This is a genomic window from Saltatorellus ferox (assembly GCA_007751475.1).
Taxonomy (GTDB): Bacteria; Planctomycetota; UBA1135; order UBA1135.
On record CP036434.1, the window covers coordinates 3,392,519 to 3,410,777 of the forward strand.

Below are 18,259 nucleotides of genomic sequence, written 5' to 3' on the forward strand. Positions count from 1 at the left end.
CTGACGCGGTGCTTTCTCGTGGCTCTACAGCTTCACGTACTCGAAGTCGACGTCCTGGCCGTTGATCCCGCGCAGCGGCGGCGCGATCCAGTTGGCGAACTTGCCGGGGGCCGTGACCTGAACCATCAGGCTCTTCACGTAGTCGGCTTCCTTCTGCGAGGGGAGCCAGTCGAGCGCAGCGGCCTCGTAGGCTTCCTTCGTCATCGGCTCACCGGTGTTCGGGTGGAAGAAGCCCCCTGACCACTCGCCGACCTTGCGGTTGAAGCGGCGGTTCGGGTACGTGAAGCGGAAGTCGTTGCCGGCCTTCTCGCACTCGCGGTTCCAGTAGTCGATGCCCTTCTCGTTCTCCTTGATGTACTCGTCGCGCAGGACCTCGTTCATCGCGTTGCGGAGCGGGACCTCTTCGGTCGTGATCGATCCGTCGGACCAGCGATCGAGCTGGTAGCCCTGGTCGAGGGCGGTGTGCTCGTCGTAGTTCTTCTGCTCGTACGCGCGGCCCTTGATGCCCGCGCCGAAGAAGTTGGCCGAGTTGCTGGAGACTTCCGCGCCGAATAGGTCGAGCGAAGACGAAGCCCAGTAGTTGATGTAGCGCTGGATGGTCTCCAGCGGAATCACGCCCATCTCCTCGGCGGTCTTGTCCGGGTTCTCGTTCATGGCTTCGCAGGTCCGGCGGACGACGCGCGCGATCCCCGTCTGGCCGACGAACATGTGGTGCGCTTCCTCGGTCAGCATGAAGCGAGTCGTGCGCGCGAGCGGCTCGAAGCCCGACTCGGCGAGCGAGAGCAGCTGGTATTTGCCGTCACGGTCCGTGAACATCGTGAAGCAGAAGAAGCTGAGCCAGTCGTGGCACGGCTCGTTGAACGTCGTGAGGATCCGAGGGTGATCCGCGTTGCCGGAGCGGCGCTCCAGGAGTTCGGCGGCCTCTTCGCGGCCGTCCTTGCCGAAGCTGCTGTGGAGCAGGTAGACCATGGCCCACAGGTGGCGGCCCTCCTCGACGTTCACCTGGAACAGGTTGCGCATGTCGTAGAGCGACGGCGCGGTCAGACCGAGCAGGCGCTGCTGCTCGACGGACGCGGGCTCGGTGTCGCCCTGGGTCACGATGAGACGGCGCAGCCAGTTGCGGTACTCGCCCGGCACGCTCTGCCAGACGTCCTCGCCCATGTGATCGCCGAAGCCGATCTTGCCGCCCGGCTCGGTCGGCGTCAGGAAGATGCCCCAGCGGTAGTCGGGCATCTTGACGTAGTCGAAGTTCGCCCAGCCGTCGCGATCGACGCTGACCGCCGTGCGCAGGTAGACGTCGTTCTCGTTGAAGTCCGTGGGGCCCATCTCGCGCCACCAGTTGATGTAGTCAGGAAGCCAGGCTTCGAGGGCGCGCTGGAGGCGCTTGTCCGACTTGAGATCCACGTTGTTCGGGATCTTCTGGCTGTAGTCGATGGTCGACATGGATGTTGTCTCCGTTGAAAGGAAGATGCGGCCCGGAGGCCAGGGTGAATCGTAGGGGCGAGTGAGAGCCTGAGCAGGCCTGGCTCTGGCTCGACGCGCATCTGCGTTAGCTGATGCGCCAGGGGCATCGAACAGCGAGCAAAATGGAATTTTGCTCAGGCTGTGAGCGATAGAATCAGGTTCGCTCGACCTTGAACTCAGGACGCATCGGCGTGCCGTAGCAGCTGAGCGCGCCGCGTTCGCCAACGGCGTTCGGGCGCTGGAAGATCCAGTTCTGCCAGGCGGTGAGCCGCCCGAAGATCTTGGTCTCCATGGTTTCGGGGCCGGCGAAGCGCAGGTTCGCTTCCATGCCGGTGAGGGCGTCGGGCGAGAAGCTCGCGCGCTCCTCGATGGCCATGCGAAGCTCGTCCTCCCAGTCGATGTCGTCCGGGGCGAACGTCGCGAGGCCCAGATCATTGGCCTCATCGGCCGGGATCTGACGCATGCGCTCGAGGATCATGGCGACGCGAGTCGGCTCGCCGAGGAAGCGAGTCTCCAGGCGTGAGATGCCGTTCGCCATCGGGAACATCCCCGCGTTCGCGACCGTGACGCCGAGGTGCACGTCGAAGTCGGGGTCGTCGAGCACGTAGATGCGGTCGCTCGCGAGCGCGAGCTCGAGGAACGTGCCGGTGAACGTGGTGCCGTCGCCCGCGAGGGCGTAGAAGCTCTTCGCGGTCACGTCGAGGCGCTTGAGAACGCGCTTGACGAAGTGCTTGACCTCGTTCACGAACCAGGAGTCGTGCTCCTCGTGACTGCCTGCCATGAGGCCGTCGGTCGTTTCGATGGTCTCGGCGCTTCCGGTGGCGCGCAGGAGCACCAGGGCCACGTCGCGGAGATTCGTGCGCAGGTTCAGGAGCGCGTCATCGAGTTCTCGGAACGCCTGGAAGATCCACCAGGCCGCTCCCGCCTCGTAGGCTTCGCTCACGCTTGCGGGGCGCGTGTCGGGAGCGTGGATCGAGAGGTTCGCCGTACGCTGGGCCGGGTCGATCTCCATCGTCACGTACTCGTAGGTCCACGTGTTGCCGTCGACCTTCGCGACGATGTCCGGGAGCTCGACCCCCTTGGCCTTCGGGCGAGCGTCACACTGTTCGGCCAGCTCGCGCGCCTCCTCGGCGACGACCTCGTCCCACTGGGACAGCGAGGCGATGCGGTCGACGAGGTTCCACTCGACGGCGCGCTTGCCCTTAATGCCCTCGGCGATGCTGGAGAACACGTCGCAGCGGTCGCGACGCACCTTGCGCTTGTCCGTGATTCGGGTGAGTCCGCCGGTTCCGGGAAGCACGCCGAGGAGCGGCACCTCGGGGAACGACACGGCGCTGTTGCGGTCGTCGACGAGGAGGATGCGATCGCAGGCGAGCGCCAGCTCGTAGCCGCCGCCGGACGCCGTACCATTGAGCGCGGCGAGGAAGCGCTTGTTCGAGTTCGCCGAGGCGTCCTCGATGCCGTTACGGGTCTCGTTCGTGAACTTGCAGAAGTTGACCTTCTCGCTGTGAAGGCTGCTCCGCAGCACCACGATGTTCGCGCCCGCGCAGAACACGCGATCCAGCGCTCCCGTCATGACCACGGCGCGAACCTGCGGGTACTCGAAGCGCAGGCGCTGGATGGCATCGGCGAGTTCGATGTCCACCGAGAGGTCATAGCTGTTGAGCTTGAGCTCCACGTCCTCGCGCAGGCCACCGAACGGCTCGACGTTCATCGCCAGGGTGGCGACGTCGCCGTCGACACTCAGATCCCAGTGCTTGTAGCGGCTCGGGTGCGTGGCGAACCGGATGGTCTGGGCGCTGGTCGCATCCGGGCCGGTGCCGGCCTGGCTCTGTTCTTGAGTCGTGGTCACTTGGAGATCCGAGTTGGGTGGACGGAAGTTCTGAGCAGGATATCGCTCAGGCGGAGTGCGTGGATGCACTATAGTTTCCAGGGCATGACGAAGCAAGGGGATCAGGCGCTGCTCCAGGCGCTGGGTGCGCGTATTCGCCGCACGCGGGAGGCCCTGGGCCAAACCGTGACGGGCCTGGCGGAGCGCGCGGGCGTTTCGCGGCGTTATGTCACGGAGGCAGAGGCGGGGAGGGCGAACTTGACCGTGCTCAAGCTGGCCGCCATGGCGGGGGCCCTTCGGATGTCCCTGGCGGAGCTCTGCGACCTCCCGGCGGCCTCGCCCAGGACCGAGCGGATCGCCCTCGTGGGCCTGCGCGGCGCGGGGAAGTCCACGGTGGGGCGCCTGCTGGCCCGGGAGCTGGAGACGCCCTTCGTCGAGCTGGACGAGCGGGTGGAGCGGCTCGCAGGCCTCTCGCTGACCGCTATTTTCGACATCCAGGGCGTCGAGACCTACCGCCGGCTGGAGCGCGAGGCCCTGGAGGACGTCCTCGCCGAGGGCCAGCGCCAGGTCATCGCGACCGGCGGCTCCATCGTCACGAGCCCCGAGACCTTCGCACGTCTGCGCGAATCCTGCCGGACCGTCTGGCTCCGCGCGGCGCCCGAGGCGCATCTGGCGCGCGTTCTCAGCCAGGGTGATCATCGACCCGTCGAGGGGCACCCGCGCGCCCTCGACGAACTCCGTGAGATCCTCGCCCGGCGCGAATCGCTCTACGCCCAGGCGGACGAGCATCTACAGACGGACGAGTCGGCCCCGGCGGCCGTGGTCCAGGCGCTGCTGGAGCGCCTGGGGGCCTGAGGGCCTGAGTGCCTGGGGGCCCCGTCGATCAGGGCTGCTCGGCCACGATCACGAAGTGCCCCTGGTCGAGCTCCTCTTCGGTGAGCGGCTCCAGCACGGTCGGCATCCGCTCGATCATCGACACGACGGCCACGTTCAGGGACGGGTCCCGCAGCTTGAGCCGCTCGACCGTCCCGAGGCCGAAGTCGCTGTGGAAGCGCCCGTTCCAGTGGATCACCTGTGGCTTCTGCCCCGTGACCGGGTCGGCGGCCGCGGCCTCCAGCGCCAGCGCCATGCTCTCGGCCATCGTGTCGTCCTTGAGGCACTGCGCCTCATAGACGCGGTTCATGATGGCGTCGTCGACTCCGTTCCCGTGGCCGCCCATGACCTCGGTGAAGCGGCGGTGGTACTCGCTGTCCATGGGCGCGTGGATCGTGCGGGCCGCCCAGGGATCGCCGATCGCGGCCCTCGCGCCATCGCGGGCCACACGCGAGGCGATCGGGCGATAGACGTTGGCCGCGAGGACAGGGAAGCCCTGCTCCTTGCAGAACTCGACGGCGGCGCGGTAGTGCTCGTCGTAGTTGGGCCAAAGACGCGCGATGCCCTTGAACGCCTCTTCCGACAGCGCGCCGGAGAGGTACAGATCGAGGCTCGCCTGGGCGTCCCGCTCGAACATCTCCATGGACAGGATGATGTTGCCGCGTCGCCGGCCGAGCGCTTCCGTCAGCGCCAGCTGCACCGCGTGCCCTGCCGCGTTGTCGTGCTGCTCGCCCAGGAAGACCACGTCCGCGTCGGCGAGCACGTCGACCGCTTCCTCCAGGGTGACGCTGGTGCCAGCCGGCGTTCGAATGAGGTAAGCTGGCCCGGTGGCGCCGGTCGCAGCGCGCGTCTCGGCGGAGAGCTTCAGCGGCTGCATGGACTGTCCCGGGCTGGAGCACGCAGCGGCCAGCACGAGCAGGAGGCCAGCGGGGATCCCGCGATGATGCGCCGCGCCGACTCCTGGGAGAACAGCGGCGGTTCCGTTCCGTCGTTTCATGCGGAGATCCTCGCACAACGGAACCCGGCGCGTTCGTTTCTAATAGGGCCATGCTCGTTCAGATTCTGTCTGCATGCGTCCTGTCGCTTCCCCTGCCCCTTCCAGGCGTGTCCAGCGGCTCCGCGGCGCCTCCCCTGGACTCCACGTCAGAGCTCGCGCTGGAGGCTGGCCGCGCCGCCGTGAAGCGCGGCCAGCCGGATCGGGCGCGCGAGCACTTCGAGCGCGCCCTCGCGTCGGCGGAAACACGCGCGGAGGCGGCGTTCGAACTCGGAGAACTCGCGCGCGCGGCGGGCGACGTGGACCGAATGGCCACGGCCGCGCTGATCCACGCCGAAGCGACCGTCGACCCCCGCGGTTCTGGCGTCGCCAGCCCGCGCGGCGCCTGGACCATCGGCGGGAAGGAACTCGACGTCCAGGGGCTCGCGAAACGCGCCGCCGCCGCGCGCGTCCAGCTCGCCAACGCGCTGCTCGGCGTCGCCCAGGACCACGAGTCCAAGGGCTCGCGCTCACCCGAGGACCTTCTGACGGCGGCCTGGTCCCGGCGCTTCGCGCTGGACCTCGTCCAGCGCACGGCGAGGGTCGCGGAGGCGATGGGTCCAGCGCTCAAGCCGGACGTCTCGGTTCCCGCGGGCGCCCACGGCCCTGTGCTGAAGGCGCTCGATCGCGTGGGGGCGCGCGCGATCGCGACCGGCGACCTCGGCACGGCGATCCGCGCGGGTCGGATCCTCCGGGGTCTCGGCGTCCAGGCGGACTTCAGCGACCTGCGCGGAGATCGGCCGAGCGGCATGGCGAAGTGGCGGGCCAAGGGGTCCGATATCCTCGACAAGGCGCGCGAGCGCCAGGCGGAGCGCTCGGACAAACCGTGGACGGTGGAGGATCTGGAGTGGCTCAGCCTGCACGAGGGCGAGTCGTTCACGCGCAGTCACTCGAGCTTCGCCGAACCCGGTGTCGCCGTTTCGCCGCGCGGCTACTACCGGATCGAATCGGACTGCGGGTACGAGACGCTGCTCGCGGTCGCGCGAACCATCGAGGATCACCACGAGCGGCTGGCGAACTACTTCGGGTCGGATCCGTTCGTCAGGAACGGGACGAAGGTCGAGCGCCAGGGCCTGATCCGGATCGTGCCGGACCCGAGCGGCCTCGAGGCCGAGGGTGCGCCGTTCTTCTGGGTCGGCGGCTTCCAGAGCGGAGACACGACCGTCGTGCGCCTGGCCGCGGGCACGATCGAGGGCCTCGGGCGAACGCTGACCCACGAGCTGACGCACCGCTTCGACGGGGCCCTGCACGGCGGGATTCCGGCCTGGCTCGCAGAGGGTCGCGCGGTCTGGACGGGCGGCGCGTACGCGCGAATCGAAGACCACAGCTTCGTGGACGACTACGCGTCCCACGGCACGCTCATCAGCGTCGTGAATCGTGGACTGAGCAGCCCGCGAACGCTGACGAACATCCTGAGCGGCACGCCCGGGGACTATCGGCAGAACTACAGCGCCGGCAACGCGCTCTACGTCTTCCTTTCGACGTGGTTCCCGGGCAACGCGCCGTCGATGTCCGGGGGCCAACCGCTGTTCCGCGATCTCCTGCACACGTACGAGGACCAGGGCAAGCACCCGTCGAAGCCCGACGATCTCTTCGAGGAGTTCGTCGATCACTTCTGCGACGGAAAGAACGGCCGGCCGTCTTCGTTCGACGAGTTCCAGGAGATGTTCACGGAGTTTCTCCGGGGCTTCGCGCTGCGTGAGAAGGCGCCGTTCACGAAGCGCTACATGAACACGCTGGAGGATCGTGAGGGAGCGACCTGGATCTACGACGAGCCGACCTGGACCTGGGACTGGGTGCGAGCGGAGCCGCTGTTCGGTCAGAACCAGGCGCGCGAGGCTGGCGCGCTCTTGCTGGAGTTCGGGAAGCCCGAAGAGGCGATCCGCGCGCTCGTCTGGGCGCGCGCGGTGGACGGATACGATCCGCGTACCGCGGCGTACCTCGTCGAGGCCTTCGAGAAGCTGAAGTCCCCATCGCTGCGCGAACGTGAAGCGCTGTGGACCGTTCAGCACGAGCGCAACGGCGAGCCGTTCGCCTCGCGCGTGCACGAGAAGTCGGCGCGCGCCCGGCTCGGGGCCTTCCCCGGCGATCTCAAGGCCGTCGATGCCTGTCTCGCCGAACTCGGCGCGGTGGCGGCGGCGCTGGCCGCAGGCGGAGCGCCGGAATCCGCGCGCCGGGTGGCGGGCGACGCCGAGCGCGTGGCGGCCTGGGCCGGAGAGAGGGTCGGAGAGAGGGCCGGAGAGGAGACGGCGGCCCCGGGGGCCGTTGACCAGGCGATCGCGATCCCACCAGGCGAGCCCGACGAACTCGGTGGCTGGGTCGAGGAGTCCCTGACCCGCCTCGACGAGGATCGACCCGAGGGGCTCTACTTCGTCGAGGACGACGGGACGCTGCTCCTCGGAAGGAACTCGGCGCGGACGTCGACCGGCCGCTTCGATCGAAACGGCGGCGGTCGCTCCTTCGTGCGCGCGTCGCGCTGGATGCTTCCGGGCACCTACCGAATCCAGACGCGGATGAACTTCACGACCGCCTACGCCACCGGTCTGATCGTGCTGGGCTGGTCGAGCCGCGAGCGGAACATCCGCATTCCGCTGACCGCAGGCGACGTCCAGTACGCGATCGGCGAGTCGGACGAGGAGCCGTCCTTCGACAAGGTGAACTGGCGCTTCGACGGGATGCGTACGCGGGAAGGCGGTCTCTGGACCTCCGTCCGAGGCGGCGCCATCGAGCTGGATCCGCCCAGCGCTTCCATCGAGATCGAACTGCTGATCACGGGGCCGGTGGCGAGTCTCTGGATCGCAGGGCAGTTCGCGGGCTCCTACCACACCGTCGACGGTGCGCCCATCGAGGGCTACGTCGGCTTCGGCACCATGAGCGGTACGATCGCCGTCGCGCCGCCCATCGTGCGCCGCCTGGACCGCCAGCCCGTGGCGATCCTCGACCTCGATCGCGGAACCGGCCCCGAGTTCGACCGTCTGCGCAACGTCAGCGTCTACTTCGGCGATCAGATGGAGCCGCCGACGAACGGTGCCCTCGTGCTCTGGATCCCGTCGGATGGGAAGGCGGGCTCCATCTCCAGCGCGGACGACGAGGGAGGAGAACTCTCCGCCGAAGACCAGAGGGACGACATCACGCGCGAGATCGCGCGCGCCCGCCGAACCGCGGTCCAGCTACTGGAGCGAATGTCCCGCAACGGCGTGGGCCAGCCCCTCGTGGTCGCCTTCCCCCGGCGCTTCGAGAAGGTCCTCGATCGTGCGGCGTTCGACGCCGAACTCCAGGACTCCGCGCCGGAGAACAGCGTTCCGCCCAGGATCGTGTTCCACGGGGTGACGGACCCCGCCGCTGCCGAGGACGAAGCCTCGGACGAGCACCGCTTCGAAGCGATCGACCAGGGCCGCCGCTGGCTGATCTTCGTCGACGGCTTCGGCGTCGCTCGGATGTGTCAGACGTTCACGAGCGCGGCCGCGATCAGCCAGCACCAGCTGGAGCACTGGCTGACGGTCTTCCGCGATCATGGCCGCCCGGAGCGCAAGCTGCCGGAGTTCAGCCGCCCGCCGGCCGAAGAGGACGAAGGGCAGTAGCTTGCGAGCCCGCTCGGCCCTCGGGGCGACCATCGTGGGTGCGAGGTCGGCCGGCGGGATCGCACACCACCGTCCATATCACCGTCTGCATCACTGGAACGTCACGGAGTAGCCGTCCGTGAAGTTCGACGTGGGACCGGACGGGCTGCTGTCGCGGTACCACGCCTGGAAGCTCCAGGTCTCGGAGGCCATCACCGAGACGAAGCCCGTGGGGGTCGGAGTGGCCGTCAGGTCGAGGGGCAAGCTGATCATGCCGCCGAGGCCAGAGTTCTGGATCTGCCCCGAGCCGACGTAGCGTCCGACGGCGCCGGAGAGGCAGAGGTTGCCGGAGCTGCCGCCTGGGTTCATCACGAAGCCCTGGGCCTGGCTGGTGATGAAGAAGCAGAAGGCGAGCTGGGGCAGGCTATCGGCCAGGAGCGTCACGTCATTGTCCGCAGCAGTCGCGCTTCCGGTGGCCCGGATGCGGGCCGACTGACCCGTGGAGTTCGGGTTCGCCGTGCAGTACGACGTGCCGAGACCGGCGCCCGGATCCGCGAAGGTGGCGAGGAATCGAAGGTCCTTGCTCTCGGTGTGCGGTGCACGGTTGGCGATGATCGAAGTGCCGCGATAGGCGTCGTTCGGCGCCGTCTGTCCGTCGAACTCCTGAAGGGAACGCGGCACCGTGTTGGTCGGGTTGACGTCCATCGGCGAGCTGGAGAGCACGCACCAGTATTCGGTGCCGGCGTTGAGTCTCAACGAGTCGAACGTCCAGGCGAGCTCCGTGTAGTTCGCGAGGCCTGCCGCCGAACTGGTGTCGACGAAGTTGCTGGAGGAACCAATGAGGTTGGCGGTGTCGGGGTCGCCGTCATAGACCGCGATGTAGGTGGTGGCGTGGCCGGTGCCACCCAGGTTGCCCGTCCAGAAGCTGAGGCCGATCAGGTCCAGCGTGGGCGTGTTCATGTAGCCAACGACGTCTTCCGGGAAGAACGACTGCCCCGAACCGAGGCCACCGAGGGAACTCGGGTTGTTCGTGGCGCTGAAGTCGATGGTCAATTGCATCGACGAGGCATCGCTGGCGGTCAGGCCGAGGAAGACGGCTGCGAGGAAAGAGGCTGGCAGATTCATGGTGAGCTGGAGAACGGAGAGGCCCGTGGCCCAGGTTCACCGTCGAACCAGGCGCCACATGGGGCCTCATCCTACGATCCAGGAAGATTTCCTGGTAACTTTGGGCGGCGCGATGGCACAGCAGGTACCTGAGCAGGAGACCGCTGAATGGAGCCGCCAGGCTCAACGGGCATGAGCGGGCGGCCGGCTGGCAACTCCGGGGGCTTGCTCAAGCAACCCTGGAGAGGGGCGTCGGCGGCGCCCTGAGGGGGCGCGGCGGGCTCGTGGGGGATAGCTCTCGTCCCCTCGATCGCGCGGAAGCGGGGCCTGCCGCTTGCCGATCAGGTCAGCTGGCCGAAGCGGCGCAGGTGCTTCTTCTTCACCTGAACCCAGGTGAGGAAGTCGATCGTTCCGAACTCATGATCGATGGCGGGCGGGCCGAGGACCAGCGCTCCGTTGCGCAGGTACGACGCGAAGAGCTTGGGGATCTCCACGTCGCCCGTGCCGGAACCGCCCTTGCGCAGCGGCCAGTCGAGGAGCGGGCAGGCCGTCGCGAGACGCGGCGGGGCGTAGAGCGTCGGGTGGACCTTGTCGTCGGCGAGGAGCTTCGCGTAGAGCGCGATGCCCTTGAGCGGGTCCGTTCCCGTGAGCGAGCTGCAGCCGAAGAAGGCCTCGGCGCCCACGTGCTGCTGATAGGCGATCAGACCCTGCCAGAGGAGGAACAGGACGCTCTTGTGACGGTGGGGACGCGCCACGCAGGCGCGGCCCAGCTCGACCGCGCGGTTCAGCGTATCCAGAGGAATGCGATCGAGTTCGAACTCGCCCGAGGTGTACCAGCCGTGACCGGCGGCAGCGGACTCGGCCGTTTGCATCCGGTAGGTCCCGATCACCGCGCCGGTCTCTACGTGGAGGACCATGAGATGCTGGCACTGGCGGTCGAAGGCGTCGGCATCGAGGCCGGTCTCGTGGGCGCCGTTGAGGCCCTCACCCAGCTCGACGTTGAAGACCGCGTAGCGGAGTCGGCGGACGGCTTCGAGGTCCGAGCCGGTCCGCGCGAAGCAGAGTCGGTAGGGGCCGAGCGTGACGTCGATGGACGGGACGAGATCGATGCCGTAAAGCAGATCCTCGCTGCCGGATCGGGTGGCGGCTGGCTGCATACGGGAGATCGGATCTCCGGAGAACGGGCCTTGGCTGCGTGAGGGCATGGGAAGGGGGGGCGGGTTCGCGGTGGCTATGCCTGGATGGGGGAAGGGAGAGAGGGCCGCGCCAGCCCCGGACCCGTTTATACGGTGCGTTCGGCCCGGGACGATCAAGGGGTCGTGCAGATATCGTGAGCCTTTACGGCCCCCTACGTCCTGTGGGACCGTTGTTTTCGCCGATATCGAACCCATTCGCGAAGAACCTGGCCGGCGCTCGCCTTGGGGGCCCCCGCGGCCGCGTTGCGGGCGCCGATCGAGTAGGCGAGCGCCCACTGCGCGAAGAGGATCCGATAGGAGGCCAGGATCGAGTGCTTCGGGTCGTAGAGGTTGGTCGCCTCGGACGTCACGCCGTTGAGTTCGATCACGCCGAGGCTCTCCCCCCGGGCGAGATGCTCCGCCGAGGGAGCGCGCAGATCGTAGCGGCCGAAGAAGAAGCCCTCGTAGCCGCGGGACAGCTCCTCGACCGCTGCTTCGAGCTCGGGCGTGATGAGGTGGGCGCCCTCCAGGAAGAGCGCGCCGCGCGCGTGGGTGCCGACCTTCACGAGCTGGACCTTCTCGCCGGGCGCAGGCACCTCGCTCGCGCGTTTTCCCAGCTCCTTCAGGTACGTCGCGTGGAGCGCGCACGCGCGCGGATCGTCCAGCAGCAGCTCCTCGACGGTGCGCTTCCCGTCGCCCTTGACCTCGGGCAGCACCTTGGTCGTGATCGCGAAGATCGAGCCCTTTTCCTGGCCCGGCTCGCGCGTGTAGAAAACGCCGAACTCCTCGCCGTCGAGTCGCTCTTGGAGCAGCGCGTCATGGTCGAGCGCGCGCACGCGTTCCACGAGATCTACCTCGCTCTTCACGGAGGCAACGCCGGACCCGCGCTGGCCCTCGTTGGGTTTCAGGATGACCGGATAGTCGAGCGCGTGCTTCCCCATGAACGCGAGCGCGGCCTCGGCGCGGGCGTCGGGGCCAGCGGCTGCCTCGAGCAGCACGAACAGAGGGACCTCCGGTCGATCCACCCCGAGTCCTTCCAGGATTTCCGCCTTCGATTCGCCGATCAGCCCGCCCATGGGCATGGCCGGATTCGACGCGGTGAAAGCGAACGCGCCACGGTGCTTGATCGACAGCCAGACGAGCCACGGAACGAGCGGCAGGTAGGCGACGTAGGGGGGCCAGAACTCGAAGCGTGTCAGCCTCAGCCACTTGCCGCGCAAGAGGCGCCGTCCCTTGTGCGTGAAGAGCAGCGGCAGAAGACGGTACGCCTGCAGCAGCACCACGATGAGCGCAAGGATGAACGGGAGCTGGCGCGCCCCCAGGCCTCCGATGGCTTCGGCCAGCTGCTCGCCCGCGAGCGCCGCGATACCGACGAGCGCCGGCGTCCAAAGGAGGCCGGCGACCGCGAAGAACAGCGCGAACGTCGCGAAGCGCGTTCGCAGCACGCCCGCGGCCACGTAGGTGGGGAGGCGTAGCCCTGGCGTGAAGCGCGAGAGGAAGATGACGCCGATGCCCTTGGACTCGAACCACTGGCTCGCCCGCTCGACGGCCTCATCGGACACGAACCAGCGGAACGGACGGCGGCGCAGCGCGGGGCGACCGAAGGTACGACCCAGGAGATAGAGCCCGATGTCGCCGACGAAGATCCCGACGAAGCAAGCGAGCGACGCGGCCACGAAGCCTATGCGGCCGTCGGCCACGAGGAGCCCCGCCGCGATGCACGCGAGGTCCTCGGAGACGAACGTCGCGACCGCGAGCAGCGCGAGGATCGTCAGAAGCGCCGGGCCCTCGAACGGCGGCACCTGCGCCGGATCGAAGGGCTCAGCCGCCAGCGCCCGCGCTTCGCCGGGCAGGTCCGATCGCCGCGGTGCCTCGCCAGCCTCGACGCGGTCCACGAACCGCGCGATCAAGGTCGCCACTCGCTCCGTTTGCAACCAGGGAAGGAAGTGGCTCGCGGGGCTGTCGAGCACGATGAGATCGGCCTGGGGCACGATGCGCGCGTGCTCCTCTGCGGCGGCCACGGGCACGAGGAAATCGTCTTCACCGTGGAGGATCAGCGTCGGGACGTCGAGTGCCTCCAGGATGGGCCGGAGCCGCCGCTGGTCGGTGTCGTAGAAGTTGCGGCCGTACGGGACGCCGAGCATGGCCCGGTCGAACGCGCCGAAGTGGGGGACGAGCCAGCGCAGCGCTCGGAGCGCGCCCAGCTGGAGCCCGTGGATGCCGTGGTTGAGCGTATGGCCTCCGAGGAGCTCCAGCTCGATCACGCCGATGGCGGCGAGCAGCGTCAGCGACTCGACCCGCTCGGGCGCGCGGTCGATCATCTCCAGCGCGACGCCGCCGCCCATGCTGAAGCCGACGGCGTGCACGCGCTCGATACCGAGTTCGTCCATCAGCTCGAGGCAGTAGCCCGCGTGGGCGCGCACCGAGACGTCGGGGATGTCTTTCGACGACTGTCCGAAGCCGGGCAGGTCGGGGGCGATCAGGCGGAAACGGTCGCGCAACAGCGGGACCACGTCGCGGAAATCGCTGCCGGAGCCAGGGCTGCCCTGGAGTAGCAAGAGCGCGGGCGCGGCCTTCGGCCCCGCGTCGAGGTAGGCGATCCGGACCGAGGCGTCGGTGCCGGGAGGCGAGGTCTCAAGTCCGTCCGAACCGAGAGCTGGCACGGTGGTGAAGGCAAAACCCGCGCGCGGCGCTTCGGGCGCGGGCGCTCGCCCGAGCATGGTCGCCCAGGAAACAGCGAGCGCGAGCGCGTAGAGACCGAGGACGATCTTCCAGGCGGAGAACCGGCGCTTCACGGGAGCGGACAAGTCAGCGGACAAGTCAGGCGCCGCTGCGCGGCAGGTCCAGCGCGACGGAGACCTCCGTCGCATGGGGCGGGCCCGGGCGGTACTCGAAGTGGACGTTCGACTTCGTGACGACGATGTGGCACTGGCTCCGCGTGGCTGCGTCCGCGCGCTGCATCGTCGGCGTGAAAGCCGTCGGGCCACGCTCGGCGTCCACGTGACGCTGGAAGGCAGCGAGTCTCTCGGGATCCGGCGCATCGGCGCGCTTTTTCTCCTCTCCGCCGAGGACCAGAGAGGTGTAGAGCGCGCGCCTCGAAAGCTGGACCTCGTCCTGCTCGAAGCTGGAGGACGTGAGCGGCAGCTGGCGCTCGCCGCTGACGTCGATGGCCACGGTCAGTCCATCCCAGCGCGCGACGAGCGCGGGATCGCCCGGCGCCTTCAGCACCACGACCGCCGGCCGGTAGGGCGCCAGCTCGTGCGGTGACAGCATCGCGAGCGACTCGAGCGGACGCTCCAGCGACGCCAGCAGGCGAACGAGCGCTCCGCGGCTCTGGTAGTGCTCCAGCGTCGGGCCGCGGCTCACGATGTAGCCGTTGAGGAGCGCCACCGTCAGCCCGTGTTCGTTCGCCGCGATCCAGGTACCGCCCGCCTCGCTGTCCCCCGGTGCGATGTAGCGCACGCCCTCCGGCGAGGTCTGGATCCGCGGCGGGATCTCGGGACCACGCGTCAGCAGCTCATCCCGGTTGAACCAGAGCGAATAGCCCGACTCCTCCGGATCAGGGGGCGAATCCTCACCAGCGCGCTGGCTCGTCCAGGTCAGCGTGCACACGTTTCGCTCGCCCGCTTCGCCTCGGCCTGCTGTGCCCAGTAGCGAATCGTCGAGGGCGCCACGCCGAACTCCGATCCAGGATCGCCGCCGCCCGACCGGACGGCGACGGCGATCAGCGCGTAGTGGTGGACCGTGTGGCTGACGAGCGACTGAAGTTCGCGGCTCACGTTCGACGGGACCCAGGGGGATCCGTCGGAGCGCACGCGGAGGGCCGCGTCGTTCCTGACCCGGTCGATGCTGGCGGCGCGCTGCAAGCGCTCGATCGTCGTCCGCAAGACCGCGGTCGCATACTCGGGATCGATCTCCACGCGAGGGTCGCGCTCCCGTGCGTCGTAGTCGACCTCGGGCACCTCGTTCGGGCCGAGTTCCGTCCGCTCCACCGCGGCCAGGAGGCGCTGGTAGAAGTCCACGACGTGCCGCAGGTGCGGCCCGACGCCAGACAGGGCGAGCGCGGGGGCGTTCTCCGTGAACTGGGCGGAGTCGAGGGCTGAGACGAGGGCCACTCCCTGGCGAAGGACCGCCAGGTTGTCGTCGATCAGCTGCTGTACGGTGGACGTCATCGGGACGTGATCGGAGTCGTGGGGCCGGCCGAGGAGTCAGCTTTGGAATCGGCCGCCGCGTCAGCGGCGGTGGCTCCCTGGCTGGCGGCTTCCCGAGAAGGGGTGAAGCAGCGTTCCGTGGCCAGCTGGGCGGCCTGGGCAAGCGCTTTACGGGCGCCGGCTTCGCTCTTCTCGGGCGTGCGGAGGATTTCGGGGGAGAAGGTTACGGTGGCGACGGTTCGGGGCTGATTCAAGAACGTGAGGAAATGCGACCCGAAAGGGGCGTCTCCCCACCAGCAGACGGCCTCCCAGGCCGGCCTGGGGCCCCGGGGGGCGTGATAGTGGAGAGCGGCGACCCGGACCGGCACCCCTGTTTCGACGGGGACCTCGAACAGTGACGGCTTGAATCGTTCTACCTGGGAGCCGTCGGTGCTCGTGCCCTCGGGGAAGACGATGACGCCGGGGCCGCGGGCCAGGACGCTCTTCACCTCGGTGATCACGCGGGTCAGGTCGCGCTTGCGGCTGCGGTCCACGAAGAGCGTGCCCGTGCTGCGCGCCAGGAACCCGAGGACCGGCCAGCTGGCGATCTCGCTCTTCGCCAGGAACCGAGCGTCGAGCCGGCTCAGGAGGAGCGGGATGTCGACGTACGAGAGGTGATTGGCCACCAGGAAGTAGGCTTCCTCCTCGCCGGCGCGCCTGGGCACGGGGCCCTCGAAGCGCGCTTCCACGCCCATGATCCAGAGCACCGCGCGGGCCCAGGTCCCGATCCAGAGCCGCTGCAACGGCGCATCCGTGCCAGGGATGAGCCAGGCGACGGGCCGCGTGAGGAGCCACCCGAGGAAGAGTGGGACCGTGACGCACGGCAGGAGCAGCAGTCGTAGGAGGACCCGGAGGGACATGACCTTGGGCAGTTTGCCCGCTGCGGGGTGGCCAAGTCGAGGGAAGTGCTCGAAAGCGGAGGCCAGAACGGCGGGGGGGCTGCTACTTCTTGCCCGTCCGCCCGCTGGCGGACACCTGGCTCGGCGAATCAGGTGCAGCCTTGGGAAAGGCCACCGCGACCGCCTGGCTCGGCTGGGCCGCCACGGGGGCCGTGGTGGGCTCCTGGCCGCTGGCCGTGCAGGTCACCGTCATGGGCTGACCGGGGCGGATGAGGTAGCGGCGCGGCTGAAGCGATTCCGCGTCTCGGCCCGTGAACGTGAGCGCCCGATGGTCGCCGGACAGCTCCACCGTGGCCCGGGCCCAGGCCTTGCGGCCCTCCTCGCTCTGGCGCCATTCCACGGGGCATTGAACGCTCAGGCCGACGACGGGGGCCCGCGCGACCTGCGGCCCTCCCGAGACCACGAGATTCTGGTCGAGCGGCTCCCGGTCGCCGAACGGCGACACCACGTCCACGAGGTGGATGCCGGCGTGAAGTCCCTCCAGAATGGCCTCCCCCGACGCGGTCGACTCGGCGAGCGCGCTCACCCGTGCCAGGCCGATCGGCTGGAGTTCGACCCCGCCTTTCCGACAGACCTGGGCATTCACATCCGGTGACCGCGCGGAGGACTTGACGAAGACGAATCCATCGACCTGGACAGGGAGTCCCCGGGCATCGAAAACGGAGATGACAGAGGGGTCCACTCTTGCCTGGAGCTGACAGCCCGCCACCGGTTCCTGGAAGGGATCGAGGACTTCGAAGCGGTGCCTGGGCGGCCTGATCCCTCGCAGCGTGGTCGGGACCTGCACCACGTTCTCCGGGTCGTCGTCGCCTTCCAGCAGCGCGGAGACGTCGATCAGATCCCCCGCCATCGCGGGCGATTCCGGGATCCCGAGGATGACGGTCCACGTGGACTCCGTGGTGAAGCGGAGCATCGGCGCGCGCCGCGCTTCCCTTTCGCCGAAGGAGAGCGAGTCCAGCACCTGCACGTCACCGTTCTCCCTGATCGTGACGAGGGCGCAGCGCCCCGAGAACGACTTGCGAACCTCCCCGGGCCGGGGCCGGTCGGCCGGTCTCGACGCCAGGCGCAGACGGCCATCCATCGGGACGAGCGTCACGGTGGGCGTGGCGGTGAACGTCAGGCCGTCCATGCCCCAGCTGCTGGGATAGATCTTGACGCTGGTCGGCAGCGCGTCCAAATGGTCGACGGTCAGCACGACGACAGGAGCGTCTTGAACCGGGCGATCCACGAGCTGGACCGAGGGTTGTTCCAGGAGGAACCCACTCCCCGTCGCGCGGCTGCCGCCGTAGTCCGCGATCAGCTGGACCGGATGGCCAGGATCGAAGAGGCGGATCCGATGGGCGTCGATGAGCGGGCGAATGATGAAGGAGGCTTTTATCTCAGCAGGTGCTGGCGGAAGCGCGTAGCCGAGCGTCTCGAGTTCCTTCTTCTTCGCGCGCCTCTCCCGCCGGCCGGGCCTGCTCTGGTCCCGAACCAAGTCCCCGGAGGGGGAATTCTCGGAGCGTTCGGGCGGTGGCTCCGAGCCCATCGCGCGTGCGGCGCGGTCGGGGAGATCGGTCAGGGCGACCTCAGCGGTTCGTACCTCGGCCGCTGCGGGCGGGTCGCCTGCGAAAGCAATGGTGGCGGGCAGCGTCTCGGACTGGCCGCGCTCCAACGAACGCACGACGCCGAACGCGATAAGGGCCACCGCAGCGACGGCGGCTGCGATCCTGAGAGCGTTCTTACGCTGGCGAGCGGAGCGAGCATTCATGCGGGCAGCGGGGAAGAAGTGAGGAGGTCTGCGACCTGTCGCGGTCACTCAGGCTGGGGCGGGAAGAGCCACTGCCGGTCGATTTCGGCGCAGAGGTCAAGCCAGGCGTCATGTGCGAGGGCGACGGGCGGGTCGCCTCCTTCTTCCTCGAAAAACGCGAAGGTGCCCGCCAGAGCGACGGCACGCTCGTCGGGGGAGAGGTGGCGCGTGGCCCGCTCGAAGGCCCCTGCCACGAAGCGCTGGATGCGGCGTTCCAGCTGGAGGGCTTCTCTTCCACATCTGTGAAGCGAAAGAGTCGATGAGAGGCCGGAAGGAAGCGGAAGGAGTGACACGGCTCTTGCCAACGCCGTGGCGCGGGTGACGGTCAGCTCTCGGTCACT

The 18,259-nt window shown here is 68.5% G+C and carries 12 protein-coding genes; 2 read left to right on the plus strand and 10 right to left on the minus strand.

Annotated features, from left to right (window positions below; genetic code table 11):
* Nucleotides 1-24: 24 nt before the first annotated feature.
* Nucleotides 25-1,443 (minus strand): benzoyl-CoA 2,3-epoxidase subunit BoxB, encoded by a 1,419-nt coding sequence (boxB, locus tag Poly30_RS12070; protein ID WP_145197593.1) that lies wholly within the window; start codon nucleotides 1,441-1,443, stop codon nucleotides 25-27.
* 175 nt (nucleotides 1,444-1,618) lie between these two features.
* Nucleotides 1,619-3,316, minus strand: a complete 1,698-nt coding sequence (boxC, locus tag Poly30_RS12075) for a 2,3-epoxybenzoyl-CoA dihydrolase (RefSeq protein WP_145197595.1) — start codon at nucleotides 3,314-3,316, stop codon at nucleotides 1,619-1,621.
* A gap of 84 nt (nucleotides 3,317-3,400) precedes the next feature.
* Here boxC and Poly30_RS12080 point away from each other — a divergent pair, with 84 nt between their 5' ends.
* Nucleotides 3,401-4,150, plus strand: a complete 750-nt coding sequence (locus Poly30_RS12080; RefSeq protein WP_419191284.1) for a shikimate kinase — start codon at nucleotides 3,401-3,403, stop codon at nucleotides 4,148-4,150.
* Nucleotides 4,151-4,178: 28 nt separating this feature from the next.
* Here the strand turns inward: Poly30_RS12080 and Poly30_RS12085 are convergent, their stop codons facing one another.
* Nucleotides 4,179-5,165, minus strand: coding sequence for a ChaN family lipoprotein (locus tag Poly30_RS12085; protein ID WP_145197599.1), 987 nt, complete (start codon nucleotides 5,163-5,165; stop codon nucleotides 4,179-4,181).
* A 50-nt stretch (nucleotides 5,166-5,215) separates the two neighbouring features.
* Between Poly30_RS12085 and Poly30_RS12090 the strand changes: the two genes are divergently transcribed.
* Nucleotides 5,216-8,782, plus strand: a complete 3,567-nt coding sequence (locus Poly30_RS12090) for a hypothetical protein (protein ID WP_145197601.1) — start codon at nucleotides 5,216-5,218, stop codon at nucleotides 8,780-8,782.
* A gap of 90 nt (nucleotides 8,783-8,872) precedes the next feature.
* Here the strand turns inward: Poly30_RS12090 and Poly30_RS12095 are convergent, their stop codons facing one another.
* The 7 genes from Poly30_RS12095 to Poly30_RS12120 all read right to left on the minus strand — a co-directional run bounded on the left by Poly30_RS12095 (nucleotide 8,873) and on the right by Poly30_RS12120 (nucleotide 17,879).
* On the minus strand, nucleotides 8,873-9,886 hold the full coding sequence (locus Poly30_RS12095; RefSeq protein WP_145197603.1) for a hypothetical protein: 1,014 nt from the start codon (nucleotides 9,884-9,886) through the stop codon (nucleotides 8,873-8,875).
* A 320-nt stretch (nucleotides 9,887-10,206) separates the two neighbouring features.
* Nucleotides 10,207-11,022, minus strand: coding sequence for a GNAT family N-acetyltransferase (locus Poly30_RS12100; protein WP_419191285.1), 816 nt, complete (start codon nucleotides 11,020-11,022; stop codon nucleotides 10,207-10,209).
* 191 nt (nucleotides 11,023-11,213) lie between these two features.
* Nucleotides 11,214-13,847, minus strand: a complete 2,634-nt coding sequence (locus tag Poly30_RS12105; protein WP_419191286.1) for an alpha/beta fold hydrolase — start codon at nucleotides 13,845-13,847, stop codon at nucleotides 11,214-11,216.
* Nucleotides 13,848-13,860: 13 nt separating this feature from the next.
* On the minus strand, nucleotides 13,861-14,652 hold the full coding sequence (locus Poly30_RS28405; RefSeq protein ID WP_419191287.1) for an NRDE family protein: 792 nt from the start codon (nucleotides 14,650-14,652) through the stop codon (nucleotides 13,861-13,863).
* Entirely contained in the window at nucleotides 14,640-15,212 is a 573-nt protein-coding gene (locus tag Poly30_RS28410) for a hypothetical protein (protein ID WP_419191288.1), read from the minus strand. The genes Poly30_RS28405 and Poly30_RS28410 overlap by 13 nt, the downstream gene beginning before the upstream one ends.
* The gene (locus Poly30_RS12115) at nucleotides 15,209-16,090 is read right to left on the minus strand and encodes a lysophospholipid acyltransferase family protein (RefSeq protein ID WP_145197612.1); all 882 of its coding nucleotides are present in this window, start codon (nucleotides 16,088-16,090) and stop codon (nucleotides 15,209-15,211) included. The genes Poly30_RS28410 and Poly30_RS12115 overlap by 4 nt, the downstream gene beginning before the upstream one ends.
* Before the next feature lie 82 nt (nucleotides 16,091-16,172).
* Nucleotides 16,173-17,879, minus strand: a complete 1,707-nt coding sequence (locus tag Poly30_RS12120) for a hypothetical protein (protein WP_145197614.1) — start codon at nucleotides 17,877-17,879, stop codon at nucleotides 16,173-16,175.
* Between the last annotated feature and the right edge of the window lie 380 nt (nucleotides 17,880-18,259).